Origin of the sequence: Bifidobacterium callitrichos (genome assembly GCF_008698085.1) — a bacterium.
Classification (GTDB): domain Bacteria; phylum Actinomycetota; class Actinomycetes; order Actinomycetales; family Bifidobacteriaceae; genus Bifidobacterium; species Bifidobacterium callitrichos.
Genome location: NZ_RZJP01000002.1, coordinates 417388 through 435208, shown reverse-complemented (window position 1 = coordinate 435208; position 17821 = coordinate 417388). Strand labels below are relative to the sequence as shown.

10 protein-coding genes are annotated in these 17821 nt (G+C 63.0%); 5 read left to right on the top strand and 5 right to left on the bottom strand.

Annotated features, from left to right (window positions below):
* Window positions 1-12: 12 nt before the first annotated feature.
* From EMB92_RS11480 to EMB92_RS06355, 3 genes are all read left to right on the top strand, one after another.
* A complete protein-coding gene (locus EMB92_RS11480; RefSeq protein WP_190973589.1) occupies window positions 13-627 on the top strand; it encodes a hypothetical protein in 615 nt (204 codons plus the stop codon).
* Entirely contained in the window at window positions 594-2411 is a 1818-nt protein-coding gene (locus tag EMB92_RS06360) for a YfhO family protein (protein ID WP_190973588.1), read from the top strand. The genes EMB92_RS11480 and EMB92_RS06360 overlap by 34 nt, the downstream gene beginning before the upstream one ends.
* 627 nt (window positions 2412-3038) lie before the next feature.
* Window positions 3039-5408, top strand: a complete 2370-nt coding sequence (locus EMB92_RS06355) for an InlB B-repeat-containing protein (protein WP_190973587.1) — start codon at window positions 3039-3041, stop codon at window positions 5406-5408.
* Window positions 5409-5541: 133 nt separating this feature from the next.
* Here the strand turns inward: EMB92_RS06355 and EMB92_RS06350 are convergent, their stop codons facing one another.
* Window positions 5542-7725 carry an InlB B-repeat-containing protein gene (locus tag EMB92_RS06350; protein ID WP_190973586.1) on the bottom strand — a complete coding sequence of 728 codons (2184 nt, stop codon included), beginning with the start codon at window positions 7723-7725 and terminating at the stop codon, window positions 5542-5544.
* Between the two features lie 124 nt (window positions 7726-7849).
* Between EMB92_RS06350 and EMB92_RS06345 the strand changes: the two genes are divergently transcribed.
* Complete coding sequence (locus EMB92_RS06345; RefSeq protein ID WP_150394185.1) at window positions 7850-9262, top strand: RNA/DNA-binding domain-containing protein; 1413 nt, start codon at window positions 7850-7852, stop codon at window positions 9260-9262.
* Window positions 9263-10158: 896 nt separating this feature from the next.
* On the opposite strand, the gene EMB92_RS06340 is transcribed toward EMB92_RS06345, so the two are convergent.
* The 4 genes from EMB92_RS06340 to EMB92_RS06325 form a co-directional block, all read right to left on the bottom strand.
* Complete coding sequence (locus EMB92_RS06340) at window positions 10159-11424, bottom strand: hypothetical protein (RefSeq protein WP_190973585.1); 1266 nt, start codon at window positions 11422-11424, stop codon at window positions 10159-10161.
* Between the two features lie 43 nt (window positions 11425-11467).
* Window positions 11468-12748, bottom strand: a complete 1281-nt coding sequence (locus tag EMB92_RS06335; RefSeq protein ID WP_263390624.1) for a GmrSD restriction endonuclease domain-containing protein — start codon at window positions 12746-12748, stop codon at window positions 11468-11470.
* A gap of 100 nt (window positions 12749-12848) precedes the next feature.
* A complete protein-coding gene (locus EMB92_RS06330) occupies window positions 12849-14600 on the bottom strand; it encodes a hypothetical protein (protein WP_150394183.1) in 1752 nt (583 codons plus the stop codon).
* A 262-nt stretch (window positions 14601-14862) separates the two neighbouring features.
* The gene (locus tag EMB92_RS06325; protein WP_150394182.1) at window positions 14863-17172 is read right to left on the bottom strand and encodes an InlB B-repeat-containing protein; all 2310 of its coding nucleotides are present in this window, start codon (window positions 17170-17172) and stop codon (window positions 14863-14865) included.
* Between the two features lie 130 nt (window positions 17173-17302).
* Between EMB92_RS06325 and EMB92_RS06320 the strand changes: the two genes are divergently transcribed.
* Window positions 17303-17821 (top strand): InlB B-repeat-containing protein (locus tag EMB92_RS06320; protein WP_190973584.1); only part of this gene is annotated, 519 nt, incomplete at its 3' end.

The window sequence follows — 17821 nt, the reverse complement described above, 5'->3', positions numbered from 1 at the left end:
TCAGCAGCGCGAATGAAGCGGCAGGCGCAGGCAGCGCCCGCCCACATCGCCGCGATCGCCGTCGGCGCCGGACTGATCGCCCTCCTCCTGTACGTGTACGGTCAGGTCGTCTTCGGCAACTGGAACTACTCGTACACCAACTGCCTGTACCGCTGGAAGCCGTTCGCCTCCGAGAACGTGGCCACGCAGGGCTACTGTTACTCGGACATCACCGACAACGTACTGCCGATCGCCTACACGACCCTGCATCAGGGACTGATCACCGCATGGGTGCCGACGTTCAGCATCGGCGCACCCATGACCGTCAACCTGTACTTCTCGCCGTTCAACTACCTGTATCTGCTGCCGTTCGACATCGCGATGCCGCTGATCGCCGTCGCCAAGGTCGTCATCGCGTTCCTCGGCATGTACTTCCTCCTGCGCCAGCTGGGATACACCTCCCGCGGCGGATTCATCGCCGGCACCACGTACGCGCTCTCCGCTGCGATGGTCACCTGGCAGGGCTGGCCGCACACCGAGGTCGGCGCGTGGGCGCCATGGCTGTTCCTTGTGCTCGACAAGCTCGTCAGGCAGCTGCGCGCCAAGAGTACATCGTGTGGACGGCGATTCTCACGTTCCTCATGCTGATGGCCGGTATGCCCACGTTTGCCGCATACTTCTTCTACTTGGGATTCGCGTACGCGCTGTTTTACGCTTGCCGCCTCTACTGGGGCAGGTGGCGTCGCCTCGCCGTCACGCTGGTGGCCGGTATCGGAGCCGTGGCGATCGGCGCGATCATGTCCTTGCCGTACACGGGCGAACTGCTCGGGTCGGTGGGGTCGAACGGATACTCGGATTCGCGCTCGAACTGGAGCTTCATCGGCTTGGCGCCGGAACAGCTCAAAACCATGTTCTTCCCGTTCATGACCACCCATAACACGGTGAACAACATCGAAAGCATGCTCTACACGGGCATTCTGGCCATCATCACTGTGGCGTTCACCATCGTGCGATTCCGCAGCAAGCCGCGCGTCGGCTTCTTCGCATGCTCAGCCGCGATCGTGGGCATCCTGCTCTTCACGCCGTACCTTGACATCGTGTTCACGAACATGCCGATGGTCAACACGTCATACAAGTTCCGCATCGTCATCCTGCTCAACTTCGCACTCGCCGCATTGCTCGGTATCAACATGGACGATCTGCTTTCTCGCGTGATCGACACGATGCGCGAGCGGCTCGCTGTCTGGGCGGTGACCGCCGTGGCGCTCGCCGTATATGTGTACGCGGCGTTCAGGACCCGTGGCACGTCGCTGGTGTCGGAGAACAACGTCGAGTTCGGCCCGCTGCAGCGGCGCATCGCGTACCTGACGGTGGCGGTGTTCGCGGTGGTGGTGCTGTGCCGGACGTGCCTGCCCGCCCTGTTCCGCAGGAGCGCCGCCTTCGCGGTTGCATCCAAGGCGATGTCGGTCCTGTGCACGGTGGCCCTCTGCGCCGCGGTGGTGGTCGATACGGGCTACTTCGCCATGCAGTACCTGCCGCTCACCCAGAAGGGCTCCTCCGCTATCCCGCAGGTGACCTCGACGATCAAGTACCTGCAGGAGAACACGAAGAACGGTGAGAAGATCGTCGGCAAGAACGTGGATCTGCCGACCGATTCGGCCATGTTCTACGGGCTGCGCGATATCCGCGGCCACGCCCTGAGCATGACCAGCCCGGACATCAAGGCGTACTACACGGCGATCGACAAGAGCGCGTACGAGTCGAGCCCCACGAACACGGTGTTCAAGAACGTGAGCAACGAGAACCTGCTGCGCTACTTGGGCGTCAAGTTCATCGTAAGCAGTGAGACGCAGGAGAACGATCCCGAGTATTCGAGCGGCGAGGGCATGAAGTCCGTCGGCGATGACGGTCTGCTCGTCAAGGAGCTGGACAACCCCGCGCCCGAGGTGCAGCTCGTGGACAACATCCAGGTCTTCGATACGAACGACGAGGTGCTGGACACGATGGGGAAGCGATATCAGGAGAACACCGTGTTCTTCAGCCGGGAATATGGCGCGCCCGAAGGCGCCAAGACCACGATGGACGCCCCGACCGAGAACGTCGACACCACCGCGGACGTGAAGAGCGTGGATCAGCAGGATGACGGTGATCTGACGATCGTCGTGTCCAGTGAGAGCATGCAGTACCTGCTGGTCAATGAATACGATGATGGCGACTGGACGGCTTCAGTAGACAGTCAGGAAACTCCCATATATAAAGGTAACGGTCTGATCCGTGCCGTAGCCGTGCCCGCCGGAAACCACACGGTGAAGTTCACCTACGAGCCGAAGAGGCTCTGGTGGTATCTGGCCGCCACAGCGGCAGGTGCCGTGGTCCTAGTGGCGATTGCCGTGCTCTATAAGCGCGAGGATGAGTTCTTCGCCGGACTCTGAGGGGCGTACCTGCAGGTTGCGCTCGTAAACGGCCCAGAATGTCTTCAGCCTCCACAGACCGAAGTCTGTGGAGGCTGAAGACACCGCGATGTCCCGAAAAGCGCAATGCGTTTGCGTCACGCATTACAACTGCAGGTACAAAACCCGTGCTCGCACACAAAGCCTGTGCCTAAAACGAACGATAAGGCCATTCATGGACATGAACATGGAATTGGGTGCAGGGCGAGTGTCTGGCGTGTCGTCGGTCCGGGTCGAGGGACATGCGGCGACACGCCGAAGTTATTCCTTCCGCTTATACGCGGCTGTAACAAACGCGAAATCGAACGACAGCGTGGCGAGTGGGAGATCATGTTTCATCATGCGTGGGAAAGTTACGTAGAAGCGCATGATTTCAAGCGAAAGCGGTTGGGAATAGCCGAGAGGAGACCTGTGGTCAGGTTGGGCGGTTCGGGGAGATATCTGGAGGTTGACAGAGCGCCATCTGAGTCCCAGCTTGTGGGTTTCGCAGGGTGACCTTCGAGACTCAGGTTGACAATGTCCGGGGGGTGGGGGTAGAAAATGACTTAGTCGGGATGGAGAAGGTCTCCATACAAAAACCCGATGTCCCTAGAAGAAAGGTTCCTGACAATGACAGGAAACAACAAGGTCTGGCGCGCGCCGCTCGCCGGCCTCGCCTCTCTGGCCATGCTGGCCACGATGGGCCTGGCCGCGTCCACGGCCAACGCCGATGATGCGGTGTCCCCTGAGACGCCGACGATCAACCTGAACGCGAACGGCGGTCACTTCAAGCGCGTCAACAGCAGCCCGGAGCAGGTTGTGGCTTCTCAGAATAAGTCGGACTATGCGCTGACTCTCGATGAGCTTCAGAAGGGCAACGCCTCCGGCGTTGATTCCGGTAACGTAGCAGTCCGTACCGATGGCGCTCTCTTTACCGGTTGGTACACCGCCGCCCAGGGTGGCGAGGCATACAAGCCGGGCACCCAGCTGGCTCCGGACACCACACTGTACGCTCACTGGTCCAAGAGCCCGGTGGTTCTGGACTTCTCCAGCTACGTGTACAGCAAGGGCGGAACGTGGTACTCTGACTTCTACAACCCGTACGGCTACGAGCCGACCGTCCCCTACAGCACTTGGTCGAACGGCGTGACTACTGGCGCCCATACGTTCACCACGTATCCCACGGCTTCCAACTCGGACAACAACTGGTTCAAGGCTCAGCCGGGTATCATCCTGCTGGCCGAGGGCGATCACGCGGCGACCTGGCAGCTGCCGTACGATAAGAGCGCGAATGATGGTCATGTCGATGACTGGAACGTTGTCTCTCATGTTGCCGGTGACTTCACCGAGAAGGATGTCCCGGTTGATTACGCGAGCCTGAAGACTGACTTCTGGACTGGTCTGGCGAACTCCTACTGGAAGCAGAACGACAAGGACCCGCTGTGGGGCACCCAGCGCGTCTACCTGCACCCGTCTCCCGCGAGTGCCAAGAAGGTCACGTTCCTGAACAAGGACAAGGATGGTAACAACTACGCGTTCACTAACACCGCCCGCAGCTACGATGACAACACAACCGCATCCCGTGCCTTCAATGTGAAGGATGGTGAGGCCGTGAACGTGCGTGTGGATACCTCCGAGTACGCCGCGTACGAGGTGAAGGGTACCAACAGCCGCAAGGTCACGAAGTGGTCAGACGTCGAGGGCGCCACCTACGCCCCGGCCGACTTCAACACGAAGACCGTGGATCGCGATTGGACGCTGCGTCCGTCCGAGTCGAAGCTCACGTACACGGTGAACTTCGTCAATGGCGGTCAGACGGTGGATTCTCAGGAGGTTGTTCTTGACGGTACCGCGACGCGTCCGGCTGATCCGGTGCGTGCGGGCTACAAGTTCCTCGGCTGGACTGCTGATACTACTCCGACCACGAACAGCAAGCTGTTCGACTTCTCCACGAAGATCGACAAGCCGACCACCCTGTACGCCGTGTGGCAGGCCGCCGGTGTCGCCGTGAACTTCGATCCGAACTGGGGCACCGCGAAGGTCGAGTCCGTGACGTTCGCCGATGGCGACCAGTTCGCGTACCCGGCCGCTCCGACCCGTGACGGCTACGAGTTCGCCGGCTGGTTCACCGAGAAGCCCGCTTCGACCGTGTTCGACAAGGCCTTCAAGGCCGACAAGTACGTCGGCGTGAAGCTCCGCATCGTGACCGGCAACAAGCTGCAGTACCTCGCCACGACCCCGTCGCTGGGCTCCAACGGCGCCCAGTCCCAGTGGCTCAACCTCCCGTTCGACACCCTGTACGCCGGCTGGGCTCCCGCCAAGGAGGCCACGCTGGTCGAGCAGGAGCTCAACGCCCCGGCGTTCAACCGTGACGGCTCCCTGGTCAAGTACGACCAGAAGGACAAGAAGGGCGACTACGCCCGCAAGTTCACCGAGTCCTCTTGGGCGAACTACATCAAGCAGGTCGAGGACTACCAGCAGGCCAAGCATGATGCCGGCTCGCTGACCAAGGACGAGATCGCGAAGCTGTATGCTCAGCTGCAGGATGCTCAGGGTGAGCTGGTGCAGAAGACGAATGTCGAGGTCGTTCGTCTGCGCAAGGGCGCCAAGTTCCTGTACTCCTCCGACGCGAAGGAGCAGTCCTACTGGAAGAACAACGGCTGGACCGATGAGGGCGTCGCGTTCTACGCGGTGTCCGAGCAGGGCCCGGTCGCCTCGAAGTCCGTCCCGGTGTACCGTCTGCGTAACCTGACCAACGGCGACCACCTGCTGTCCACCGACACCAACGAGGTGAGCGTGCTCGAGGCCAACGGCTGGGCGAGCGAGGGCGTGCTGTTCTACGCGCCGCAGGGCGCCGCGGACTCGGTCAAGCGCTTCTGGAAGGCCGGTAGCGAGCACCTGTACACCGCCGATCTCAACGAGTACAAGTACCAGACCACCAAGGGCGGCTGGACCGGTGACGACACCGTGTTCGTCGCCTCCAAGACCAACGTCAAGTGATCCCGTCCCCTGACGTGCTGGCCTGACTGAGGTCCGGAATGCGAGGGAGCCCCCGCGGAAATCGTTTCCGCGGGGGCTCCCCCCGTCTATGGCGTGTCGCCCGTCATACGGACCGGGCGTCACGCTCCCCGGATCAGTAGGCCTTGAAGGCGGTGCCCTCCAGCGTCCAGCCGGACTTGGTGGACAGGACCTTCTGCTCGTTGCTGTCGGTGGACAGCAGGTGGCGGTTGCCCTTGCTCAGACGTGCCACGTCCGTGGTGCCCGTGAACGTCGGCGTGTAGAACGCCACGCCCTCGTCGTTCCACGCGGCCTGCGCCGCAAGATACGCGTGCTCGTTCGCATCCGAAGTCCACACGTGATCACCATTCACCTTATTGAACAAGCGATACACCGGAGTCACAATCGGCTTGCTCACCGCCGCGATCTGCGACGCCACCTCGGTACCGCCGAAGTCGCTGAACTCCTTGAGGGTGGAGTTCTTCTCATCATCCTTCGGGGATTCGAACAGGCGGCCCTCGTCGGTCCAGCCACCGGAGGTGCTGGTCGTCGAGGTCAGGAAGGCGATCTCACGAGTGCTGCTGGTGTAGAAGTGCTCGCCGCCCTTCGACAGACGATGAACCGTCGAACCGCCAAGCACATTCGCACCGGTCTCGTGCTTGAACACGAGCTTCTGCCAAGCGGAGGCCAGCTCGCCGACCAGCTTGGACGCGGTCTCGGAGGTGATGCCCGAGGCCGGGGCGTTGTACTTCGCGTCCGCGTACTCCTGCTGAATCTTCTCGTAGGACTTCACGTACGCCTCCCAAGAGGACTTCTCGAAACGAGCGGCGTTCGGGTTGACCTTCTCGTCGTTCGGCTTCGTGGTGTCGTTCACCTTGACGTAGTCGAGGGCGGATTCGACGGTGTCGGCGGTGTACTGCGACCACACGGCCTGGAGCACGAAGTCGTCGGTCGTGTCGGTGAACTGCTGGCCGAACTCGTACGTCTTGCCGTTAAGGGTCCAGCCCGTCAGCGAGTAGCCGGAACGGGTCCACGCCGGGGCGTCGGACGCGTTCAGGAACGAACCCGCGTCGAAGTACTTCACGACGTCATCATGCTTGCCGTTGTAGTCCGCATCCGTGAACGTGACCTTCACCTGCGTGGTCTTGTTACCATACTCGGCCACGAAGCGCACGTTGTTCTTGATGGCGACGTTGTTGATCGCGTCGTTGGTCTTGGTCACCAGACCGGTCTTGTCATAGGCCTTGAAGGCGGACACGGTCGCGTTGCTGGCATCGACGCCGTCGGCGGAGACAGCCAGCCAACCCTTGAACGCGTAGCCGGCGACGCTCGGGTCGGACGGCAGGGACGCGTACTTGCCATTGGCGACCGTCTGGGAGGAGACCAGCTCGCCGTCGTTGTAGAAGCGGACCGTCCACGCCTTGGTCGTGGACTTCAGGGAGAAGGTGCGATCCTCGTTCACGCCAAGCGTGATGGAGTCGCCTTCCTTGTACTCCTTGCCGGAGTCGTCGCGGTCACGCGTCCACACCGGAGCGGTCTCGGCCTGAGTGTTGTTCTCGTCCTGCGGGTAGGAGAACCACGCCGGGATCGTGAACTCGCCCTTATTCGGCACATCCACGACCAGATCGGCGTCCTTGGTGCCGTCGGACTTGGCGCCGAGGACATAACCAGCACCATCGCCCTTGACGGTCACGGTACGGACGGCGTCCTTGTCCGCGACGGTCTTGGCAGTGACCTTGACCTGATCACCCGGATCGCCGGCGGCCACGGTCAGGAACTTCTCGTCCGTCAGGCTGGACACGGTGAACGGCTGGCCCTTGAGCGGGGTGACCAGATACTCGGTGACGATCTTGTGGTCGCCGCCCTTGTCCACGGGCAGCACGTTCTTGGACAGCTCCTTCGTGCCCTGCTGGACCTGGAAGTACTCGCCACCGGGCAGCTGCTCGTAGGAGGATAGGCCGGACAGGTCGAAGGACACGACCGAGCTGTCGGAATCGGAGTTCTTGTCGACGAAGTTGTAGGAGCCAAGGACGGACAGCTTGGTGTCCTCCTTGATCACGGTGTTCCAGTCCACCGGCGTCTTGCCGTCAGCGGTCCAGGTCTCGCCGTCGTAACCGTAACCACCGGCCAGATCGGCCAGCGTCTCGCCCTTGTAACCGGTGACGGAACCCGCGTCGCCGAACGTAACCGTAGCCTTATCCTCGGCCGCCGAACTCGGGGCCGCGTTGGCGGTGCCGGCGACCAAGCCCATGGTCGCGAGCATCGCGATCGAGGCGAGGCCGGCGAGCGGCGCGCGCCAAACCTTGTTGTTTCCTGTCATTGTCAGGAACCTTTCTTCTAGGGACACGGTGCTCGCGGACACTCGCGGACACTCGCGGACACTCGCGGACACTCGCGGACAGGTAGACTGGGGGCGTTCGTTGTCGTATTCGGGGGTGGTGGTCATGTCTCCGTCCGAGTTGGAGCCTGTGCTGGCGGAGGGCGAGTCGTCATCGGTGGAGTTCAAGCGTTGCGGGGGTCTTCCGGGCGATGATGTGTTCGAGACGGTGTGCTCGTTCGCGAACAGGCATGGCGGCAGTATCTTCCTGGGCGTTCTGGACGACGGTTCGGTGGAGGGCGTGGACGCCCGGCGTGCGGTCGAGGTGCAGCGCAATCTGGTGAACCGCGTGTGCAATCCGAACCAGTTCGTGCCGTCGCCGGCCGTGGAGACCGAGGAGGTGCGACTGGACGGACGGACCGTGATACGCGTGTGGGTGCCGATGTCGGCGTCGGTGGTCCGGTTCAGGGGCGTGGCCTATGACCGCATGTTCGACGCGGATCGTCGCGTGTCCACGGATTACGGGCTGTCGCAGCTGTACATGCGCAAGCAGAACTACTATTCCGAGCAGCGCATCTATCCCGCTCTGACGCTGGATGACCTGCGCGGTGATCTGATCGAGCGGTGCAGGCGGATGGCGGTGCTGCGCCGGCCGGATCATCCGTGGAGGAATCTGGACGATGGGGAGCTGCTGCGCAGCGCGAACCTGTGGGGCGTGGACGCGACGGACAGGTCGTCCGGGTATCGTATGGCGGCCGTGCTGCTGCTGGGCCGGGACGAGACGATCGGTGCCGTGTGCCCGGCCTACCGAACCGATGCGCTGGTGCGACGCAGGGATGTGGAGCGCTACGACGACCGCCTGACCGTGCGCACGAATCTCGTGGACGCCTATGATGCGCTGTCGGGGTTCGTGAGGAGCCAGCTGCCGGACCGGTTCCATCTAGAGGGGGACGTGTCCGTCAGCCCGCGCGACATCATCGTGCGGGAGCTGGTCGCGAACCTGCTCATCCACCGCGAGTACTCGAGTCCCATGCCGGGACGGGTGATCGTCGCCAACGACGGGGTGCATACGGAGAACGCGTCCCGTTCCTTCTACGAGGGGCCGTTGAGCCTATCGGACTTCAGCCCGATGTCGAAGAACCCGATCATCGCGGGGTTCTTCACCGAGATCGGTCTGGCCGACGAGCTGGGCAGCGGCCTGCGCAAGCTGTGCAGGTACTCGCGCGTGTACTCCGGACGGGATCCCGAGCTCAGGGACGGCGACGTGTTCCACGCGTTCGTGCCGGTCAGGTTCGCGGATGGCGGCGGCGAAAGCCCGGAGAATAAGCCTCAGACGGGATCAGTGTCGTCGGAGCGTCCGACGCCGGACGAGGCCATGGACGCGATCCTAGAGGAGCGCGGCTTCGTGACCTCGCGGCTTCTGGCGAACGCGGCGCACGTGTCCGTGCGCACCGCGTACCGGCGCATTATCCGCAGGGTCGATCAGGGGACGCTCAGGGCGGAGAGGCGCGGCCATTCCACCCGCTACATCCCCGCATGAGGCCCACTTCCAATTGAACACACACGGTCCACCACGCGCCCGGCGGATGCATCGTCATTGATACGCCGGCATGCCCTGCATCACGTTCACGTAGTTCTCGGTCTGGGCGCCGCGGAACCGGGGCCGACAGATGCGCGCGCCGCTCGTCAGACAGCCCCGCGCGCATCGAGCGCGTCCTGCTGAACAGGATACCGGTGCCGGCCATGTACGCCTTGAAGAACGAGCCGCCGTCGCGCGCCTCATCCCAGACCGCCCACGCAAACTTATGACGTTGTATTTCTGTAAAAAAGTGTATCGTCACGCCACTTTTCCGCAATGAAAAACGGCATACAAACCCCCGGCATCCCCGGCATCCGATATCGCAACCCCGCCCTCCCCGAAGAGGAGCGTTCCGGGGGCCATCACGGACGCGTAAGAAACATCGTGCGCATGCCGACCCGACCCGTCGCCCAGATCCCGCTGCGACCACGGGAATGATCCATGCCACGCAGCCCGTCCTGAGCGATTACCAGCCGCTCTCTTCCCGTCAACGGAAAAGCCATGCAGGAATGAGGATTTCCACCATGACGCAGCATTTTCTCTAGGGACACCGGCTCGGTAGTCGGTCTGGTGTCGGTCTGATGGTCGGCTCTGCCGTTTCTGCTACTTTTCTGCTCTTCCTGCTCTATCGGGGGCAGAAAAGCAGCAGATAGCAGCAGGATTGGCGAGTCGCGAAGAAAGGCATTATCTGGCATTCACGCTGAACTGGGCCGCGGCATACAGCGTCGGAAGGGCGACTGGATACGGGTCGGTGAGCACTGTGCCTCTACGCGCAATTCGGCCCCGGTTGGCACGGAAGTGATACCTCACGTTCGTGCCAACCGGGGCCGAATTGCGTATGACCGGTCGGTCTGCGGTCAGCGGGTGTGCCAGGCGATGCCTTCGCCGATCCAGTCGGCGCGGGCATCAAGGACCTGGTACTCGTTGAGATCCTTGGTGTACAGGTGTTCGCCGTTCTTCAGGCTGCGCAGGCGGTAGACGGCGACCGGGCCGTCGTCGTCCATGTACCATGCCGTGTTCTCGCCGGTCCAGCCGAAATGGTTGATGAGCGCGGTGTACTCGACCAGACTGGCGGTCCAGTGATGCTCGGTTCCCTGGCTCAGGCGGTAGACGGGCGCGCCGGTCTTGGGCTGGCGGAAGGCGATCGCCTCGTCGCGCCAGACGCCGCCGGCGGAGAGCACGGCGCGCTCGTTCTCGTCGGTGGTGTACAGGTGGCGGCCGGTCCTCGTGTTGAGCAGTCGGTAGACGTTGACCATGTCCGTGGGTTCGGGGTCGGGCTTGGTCTCGCCCTTGATGGTCACCTTGATGGTCAGGCTGCCGGAGATCATGCCGGTCTTGTACGGGGTGATGTCGGTGATCTGCCAGCCGAGCTTGAACTCGCCGGACTTGACCACGCTGGCGGGCCAGGTGATCTTGCCGGTGGTGCGGTTGTACACGCCGCCCTCGGTGATGCTGGTGATGGTGTCGGCCCTGCGTCCCATGGCGCTGGGGGCCGGGATGGTCAGGTCCACGTTCTTATCGAGCGAGACGAAGATCTCGGTCTCCTGATCGGTGACGTTCAGACTCCACAGCTTGGGCAGGTTGACCAGCGGATCGAATCCGGAGATCCTGTTGTGGGTCAGGGTCAGCTGTTCGAGGTTGGGCATGTCGTGGAACGCGGAGACGCCGGTCAGCGGCGCGTAGGACAGGGTCACCTCGCGCAGGTTCGGCACGGAGCGCACCGCGTCCACGTCGGTGAGCTTCTCGGCCCTGTCGATGCGCAGCACGGCGAGCTTCGGGGAGTCTTCGATGCCCGCCAGCGTGGTCGCGTCGGTCTGCGCGATCGACAGGGACTGCAGGTTGTGCAGGGCGTTGACGCCCTGAAGCGAGGCGAGGGCCTTGTCGTCCTCGTCGAGCTGCAGCGAGGTGACCGAGTCCGCGGCGGACGCGGAGAGCATGTCCGTGGGCTCGGCGTGGACCGCGTCGGCCACGGCCCGGGCCAGGACCGTGTCGGGGAAGCATTCGGCGATGGTGCTCACGCCGAGCGTGCACCCGTCGGCCATGGCCGCGGGTGCCATGATCGCACCGGCGGCCATGACGGCGCAGGCGGCGGCCAGTCCCGCGATTCGTTGTGTGATCCTCATGATGGGGTTCCTTTCACTGTGGTTCATTAGGGTGGCCGTCCGGTCACCTGCGCCAGCGCAGGCGTCCGGCGTTGTCGGCCTTGCAGGTGTAGGTCACGCCGTTCTTCTTGCCGATGCCCTTGGCTCCCGCGGGAGAGCAGAACGCGCCCGGCGTGATGCCGTGCTGCACGGCGGGCTGCTGGGGCTGAGGAGCGGGCGACGGGGAGGGGCTCGGCGCAGGCGTGGGTTTCGGCGCCGGGCTGACCGGGGCGCCCACGCCTGCGGGCACGGTCTGCGCGGGGCAGGTGTCGAGCACGTTCCTCATGGCCCGGTACTCGGCGTTGGTGACATTGAGCTTGTACTTGCTCTTGATGCCGATCTGGCGCGCCACGTAGCTGCACTGGTAGGAGGTGTTGGCGGGCAGCCACTTGTCGGCGGCGTAGTCGCGCTTGTCCTCGTTGGCCTGATCGTCGACCGCGAGCAGCACGTACGGGTCGTTGGCGTAGGAGAGGCGCTGGGCGTCGGTCCACGTGTTCGCACCGCTCTTCCACGCGTTGGACAGGGCCACGACGTGGTCGATCTGGATGCCGCCGTCATGATCGGAGTCCCCGCCGCGCGTGAACGCGATCGTCGTGCCGGTGTACGGATCGTGCAGGGTTCCCGAGGCGACCTTGCACGCGTCCTTCCTGACCACGTCGGTCATGTCGCGGGCGAGGATGTCGTCACGGGTGTCGCAGTCGTTGCCGTCCACGTCGGCCCACGACTCGCCGAAGAGATCCCTGTCATAGCCAGGGGCGAGGGTGTCGCTGATGGTCAGGCCGTTGAGCACGTCGATCGCCTTCGGAGAGGCGGCCGCGCCGCCGATGACCTCGTACTCGTGGGCATCGGTGAGCCACAGGTGCTCGCGCGTGGAGGGGTTGTAGGCGCGGTACACGGGCACGCTGGCCGAGGCGTTCACATGCCAGGCAACGCCCTCGTAATCCCAGCCGTGCGCGGACAGGTAGTCCTTCTCGTTCGCGTCCAGCGTGTAATGATGCTGCCGGGTGACGGGATTGTTCACGCGGTACACGTTCGCACCCGACTCGTCCGCGTGGAACGCGACGCCCTCGTCGGTCCAGCCGTGGGCCGTGAGGTAGGCGCGCTCGTTCTCGTCGGTGGTGTAGTGGTGCAGTCCGGCGGCGCTGCGCAGACGGTACACGGCGACGCCGCCCTCGGCCGGCGCCATCCACGCGACGCCCTCCTGCTGCCATGCCGGCGCGGCCTGGGCGGTGGAGGACACGCCCGCGAACGCGGTCAACGCCATCGCCGCGGCGACGAGCGAGCCCAGCATCTTCCTGATCTTCATGAGGACCTCTCTTCTCTTTTCCGAAATGGGTTCCGGTAGAGCCCATTCTAGAGCCAGGAGGAGCTCCGGCATGCCGTCTGTCGACCGGCCGGAACCGTTGCTATGACTGGCGTTCCGCCGTATTCGGACAGTTATACGACGACTGTCCGATGCGTGCCGATACGGCGAGGGCGAGCAGGCCGATGCCCATGATCGCCGTCAGCTGGATGAGTGGCGCCGCGGCGGCCGTGTAGTACTTCGCGTGGTGGATCATCGCCTCCACGGCCTCCGGGTACGTGACCCACGAGGTCGCCAGCATCAGCGCGGCCACGCTGCCGACCGCGCCGACCGCGAACACGAACGCCGCCAGCGTCACCCGGCGCAGCATCCCGTCCCTGCGTCTGAGCGCCGTGAAGGCCGCGGCGAGGAACCCAAGAACCCCCAACGGCAGGTAGAGCAACGCGGCCGCCTGATAGACGCGGATGATGGCTCCCGCGATACCCGTCGCCATGCCGGTGCCGCGCCATGCCACGCCGGACTCGCCTCGCCTCGGCAGGCTCTCGCCGAGCGTGGTCTCCAGCAGACGACAGTCCGACTCGTGCGCCGTGTCGCACGCGTACGAGTCCGGGGAGCGGACCTCGTAGTGCCGCCACAACGCGCTCGTCCCGAACGACATCCTCCACGAGGGATGCAACGCCCAGACCTGCCGCAGGGTCTTCGGCGCCACGCTCTTCGAGGGACGGAATCCCTCGGACTGGGGAAGATCGGCCGCGTCAAGCTCTTGATTGATCTTGGTGAACAGGTCCTGCACGGACCGCTGGTCCCTGAACTCGCCCGACTGGGCGAGATCCCAGATCAGCGTCCACACGCCCATGTCCGTGTCGGGCGGGTCCTCGGCCCACGGGGCCGAGCCGAACTGACCCTTCGCCATCCACTCAACGATCCGCGGATGCGCGCGCAGGGTCGGCGAGACGGACTGAGCCCTCTCCACGACCGACCACGGCACCCACTCGCCATCCGTGCGCTCGTCACTGGCCACCGTATACAACCGGGAGAAGAAGCCGGCGATCTCCCCCTCGGTACGGATCGACGCGTACGGAACACCGAAATACCGCTCGTTCACCGCACGATACGCCGCCACGCTCCCGCCGAACACGCCCAACGGCACCAGCACCACGACCACGGACAGCAACACCGGAACCACACGACCCGCAACCCCCTTCCCGTAAGAGGCGCGGCATCGCAGGAAGACGAGAACGCCACACGAGACCAGCGTCATCAGCAATAGGGGCGCCAGCCAGATACCGGACTCCTTGACATACCAGTAGAAGCTCCACACGCCCCCCAGCAGCACACCCCACGCCAGCATGCCGGACCATTGGCGCAACGCGGTATCACCGCGCGGCTTCCAGCATGCTGTGACGTAGATGAGCATGAGTCCGGCCAATAGCATCACCACGGGAACTAGCATCGGCTCACGGTAGATCTTCGATCCCGCATCGTAGTCGAACGCCGCCGGACAATACGCCAGAAACACGAACAAACCCAACCACACCCACCGGTTGAACCGGAACGTAGGCCAGCAGACCGAGAGGAGACGCCGCATGCCAGTCACGCACGCGTAGGCGCCCAGACAGTACAACGCCGTCAACGCGGCGCGATAGGGAATACCCAGCAGACCGATCAGATTCAGGAAATACGGGAACGACATCGTCTTGACCAAGGCGAACGCCTGATCCCAATCCGTAGCCGGATGGAAATGCGCATCCAACTGCGCGTACCGGACCATGAGCAAATCATCGAACGGGCTGCGCACCGCCGAATACGCGTCCAACGGCATATGCAAGCCGATCAGGAAACGCAACAGAACCAAGACGACCGCCGTGACACGGAACGACACCGTCCCGAACCTGAAGCTGGAATCCGCCATGGCCCGATGCCCATGGACCCGTGACGACCTCGCCCGACGATGTTCCATGACGCCTCGCATTCCTCTGCACCCTGACCTGCAAGCGATTGTAAACGGGAGCCGGGAAACTAGTTAAGGATACGAAAAGGGCGGGTCCCACGATCACTCGTGGAACCCGCCCTCTATCCGAGTTCAGTTCAAATCAACTGCTATATGCAGCCGGTTCTCACTTGACCTGGGTCTTGGCGGCGACGAACACGGTGTCGTCACCGGTCCAGCCCGCCTTGGTCGTGTTGTACTTGTACTCGTTGAGATCGGCGGTGTACAGGTGCTCGCTACCGGCCTTCCAGAAACGCTTGACGGAGTCGGTGGCACCCTGCGGAGCGTAGAACACCACGCCCTCGTCCTCCCAAGAGCCCTGAGTAAGGACCTTGACCTCATTCGCGTCAGTGGACAGAAGGTGGCTGCCGTCAGCAGTGTTGCGCAGACGATACACCGGAGTGGACTTCGGTGCGGTCTTGTCGGTTGCGTAGAACGCGACGCCCTCGACCTTCCAACCGTTGTTCTTCAGGAAGTTCTGCTCCTTGACGTCGGTGGAGTACAGGTGCTTCGCGCCGTTCACCAGACGAATCACCTTCACCGGAGTCGTCTGCACCAGCAGGGCCTGAGCAGCGGTCAGCTCGGCCTGCAGAGTGGCGGCCTCATCGGCGGTGAGCTCACCATCAGAGGTTCCCAGCTGGTCCTTGTGGGCGAGGTAGGCCTTGTACGCCTTGGCGTACGCGGCGCGGGAGGCGGCAGTGTAGTTGGCGGTGTCAGTGACCTCGCCGGTGCTGTCGGTCGGGACCTGCTGCTCCTGCGGGGCCAGCGTGTCCTTGTCGGACTTCTGCCAGGAGGCGTACAGGGTCTTGTCGACATCGATCCACTGGGTGGTGGTCTCGTACTTGCCCGGGGCGACCTCAGTCTGGGTGGACTTCAGGTACTGCAGGGTACCCGTAGTCGGGTCGATCTTCAGCTGGGCGTCGGACGGGATCTGGTACTGGGCGAAGTCGCTCAGGCGGACGCCCTTGACGTCGGACACGTACTTGGCGGTGGTGCCGTACGGAACCTGCACCCAGATGTCCTTGTTGAACGTGGCGGAACCGAAGACGTTGTCACGAACCTTGAGCCACACGAACTCGGACGGAACAACCTTGGTGTACCAACCGAGGTTGGTGTAGCCGTCGCGGGTCGCATCAGTCGGCAGGCTGAAGGTCTCGCCGGAGGCGTAGGACTTGGTGGTCTTCTTGCCGGCGTAGTTGTAGTCGAAGGTCACGGTCGCCTTGTTGGCGCTCCACTGTGCGTACAGGTCCGTGTCCTTGCTGATGGCCTTAGCGAAGTCGAAGTCGTCCTGACCGTAGCCGTCCTTCTCGGACCAGCCGGCGAACGCGTAATCGTCACGAGACGGATCGGCCGGCTTCGTCGCGGTTGCATTGGCAGCCACGATCTGAGCATCGGCGACCGGCACGTTGCGGTAGTTCACCTTGGTGTAGAAGCGAACCGTGTAGTACGGGGCAAAATCAGCGGCGCTCAGGTTGAGTTCCGGATCGAACACGGAGGAGACCTTGTCGTCCTTGGTCCATTCCTTCGTCTTGCCGGCGTAGTTGTAGTTCCACTTGGTCACCAGAGCGTGGGCATCGCTGGACTTGAACGCGGTCGGCAGCGACACGGTGGAGTTGTACGCCACGTCGACGGAGGAGGCGGTGGAGCCGTTAAAGTTGACCTTCACGGCGTCAGAGGTCACCGACGGCTTGAGGGTGACGTCGTTGGTGGACGGGTTGTTGTAGCCCAGCTTGTTCGTGAAGTCGGAGGTCAGATCGTCGAACGTGATGTCGTCCGTGATCTTGCCGGCACCGGTCTGGTCGGCCTCCCACTTGGTCACCAGAGCGGAGTCGGCGATATCGTTCGGCAGCTCCCACTTGGCGATCTTCTTGTCCTTCTTGGACACGGTCAGACGGTACTGCGCAGTGCCGGCCGTGGTGTCCGTGGCGAAGGAACGGGCATTGGTATCAGCGGAACCGTACGCACCGCCCTCGACGCGCTTCACGCCGTCGGAACCGGCCGCGAAGCGGAAGGTGACGATATCATCCGGCTCGGCGTAGTGAGCGTACAGGGTGATGGCCTTGGTCACGTACGTGTTCTTGAAGTCGAACTTCGCGGCACCGGCCTCCGGGGAGGTATACCAGCCGGTGAACTTGTTGCCGTAGCTGGCACCCGGCGTGGTCAGCGTGTACAGGTTAGTGTACAGCTCGTCGAGCTTGCCGTTGTGGTTCGTGTCCAGATCGTTGAAATAGAACGACTTGGTCTTGGAGCCATCGACTGCGCCATCACCGACGCCGGAGATGGAACCAGCATCGAGCGTGACCTTGAAGTTGTACTGGTCAACCGTGGCCGTACCAGCCGCGGAAGCGGTGCCGGCGACCAAGCCCATGGTCGCGAGCATCGCGATCGAGGCGAGGCCGGCGAGCGGCGCGCGCCAAACCTTGTTGTTTCCTGTCATTGTCAGGAACCTTTCTTCTAGGGAGGTGGGTTATCGGCATTACGCAAGTTTCACCTCATGAGATAACCAGACAAGGCGACCAACAAGGATGTTTGTGTGTTGGCTGCCGAGTATGAGAAAGGTTCCACACATGCGGAATTGGAAGAAGCAAGTGCTGGGAGGTGTTTGCGCGGCCGCGATGCTGGTGACTTTGGTCCCGGCTACCGCCATGGCTGCCGATACTTCTTGCAGCGTGAACTTTGAGGTCAACGACGTTGTCGTTGAGTATGCGGACGGCGTCAAGCCGGGTGCGACCTGCGACGTGACGATCGCCAAGGCCGTGGATATTCTGGGCGACACCCTCAGCGTGCCCGAAGGCAAGGATATCGACCATTGGACGCTCAATGGACAGAAGGTGAACACCGGAGCCAAGGTCTCCGATCCTGATCTCCAGAACAAGACCCTCGTTGCGTCGCTCAAGGATGCGCCAAAGCCCGCGTCTTTCACAGTGACGTTCGACCTCAACTACGAACCGTCTGCAGATCCGTGGCAGGCCAATGTCGAGTCCGGCAAGACTGTCGACAAGCCGACTGATCCGCAGCGTGAGGGCTACACGTTCGCCGGCTGGACCACCGACAAGGAAGGCAAGAACAAGTTCGACTTCGCCACA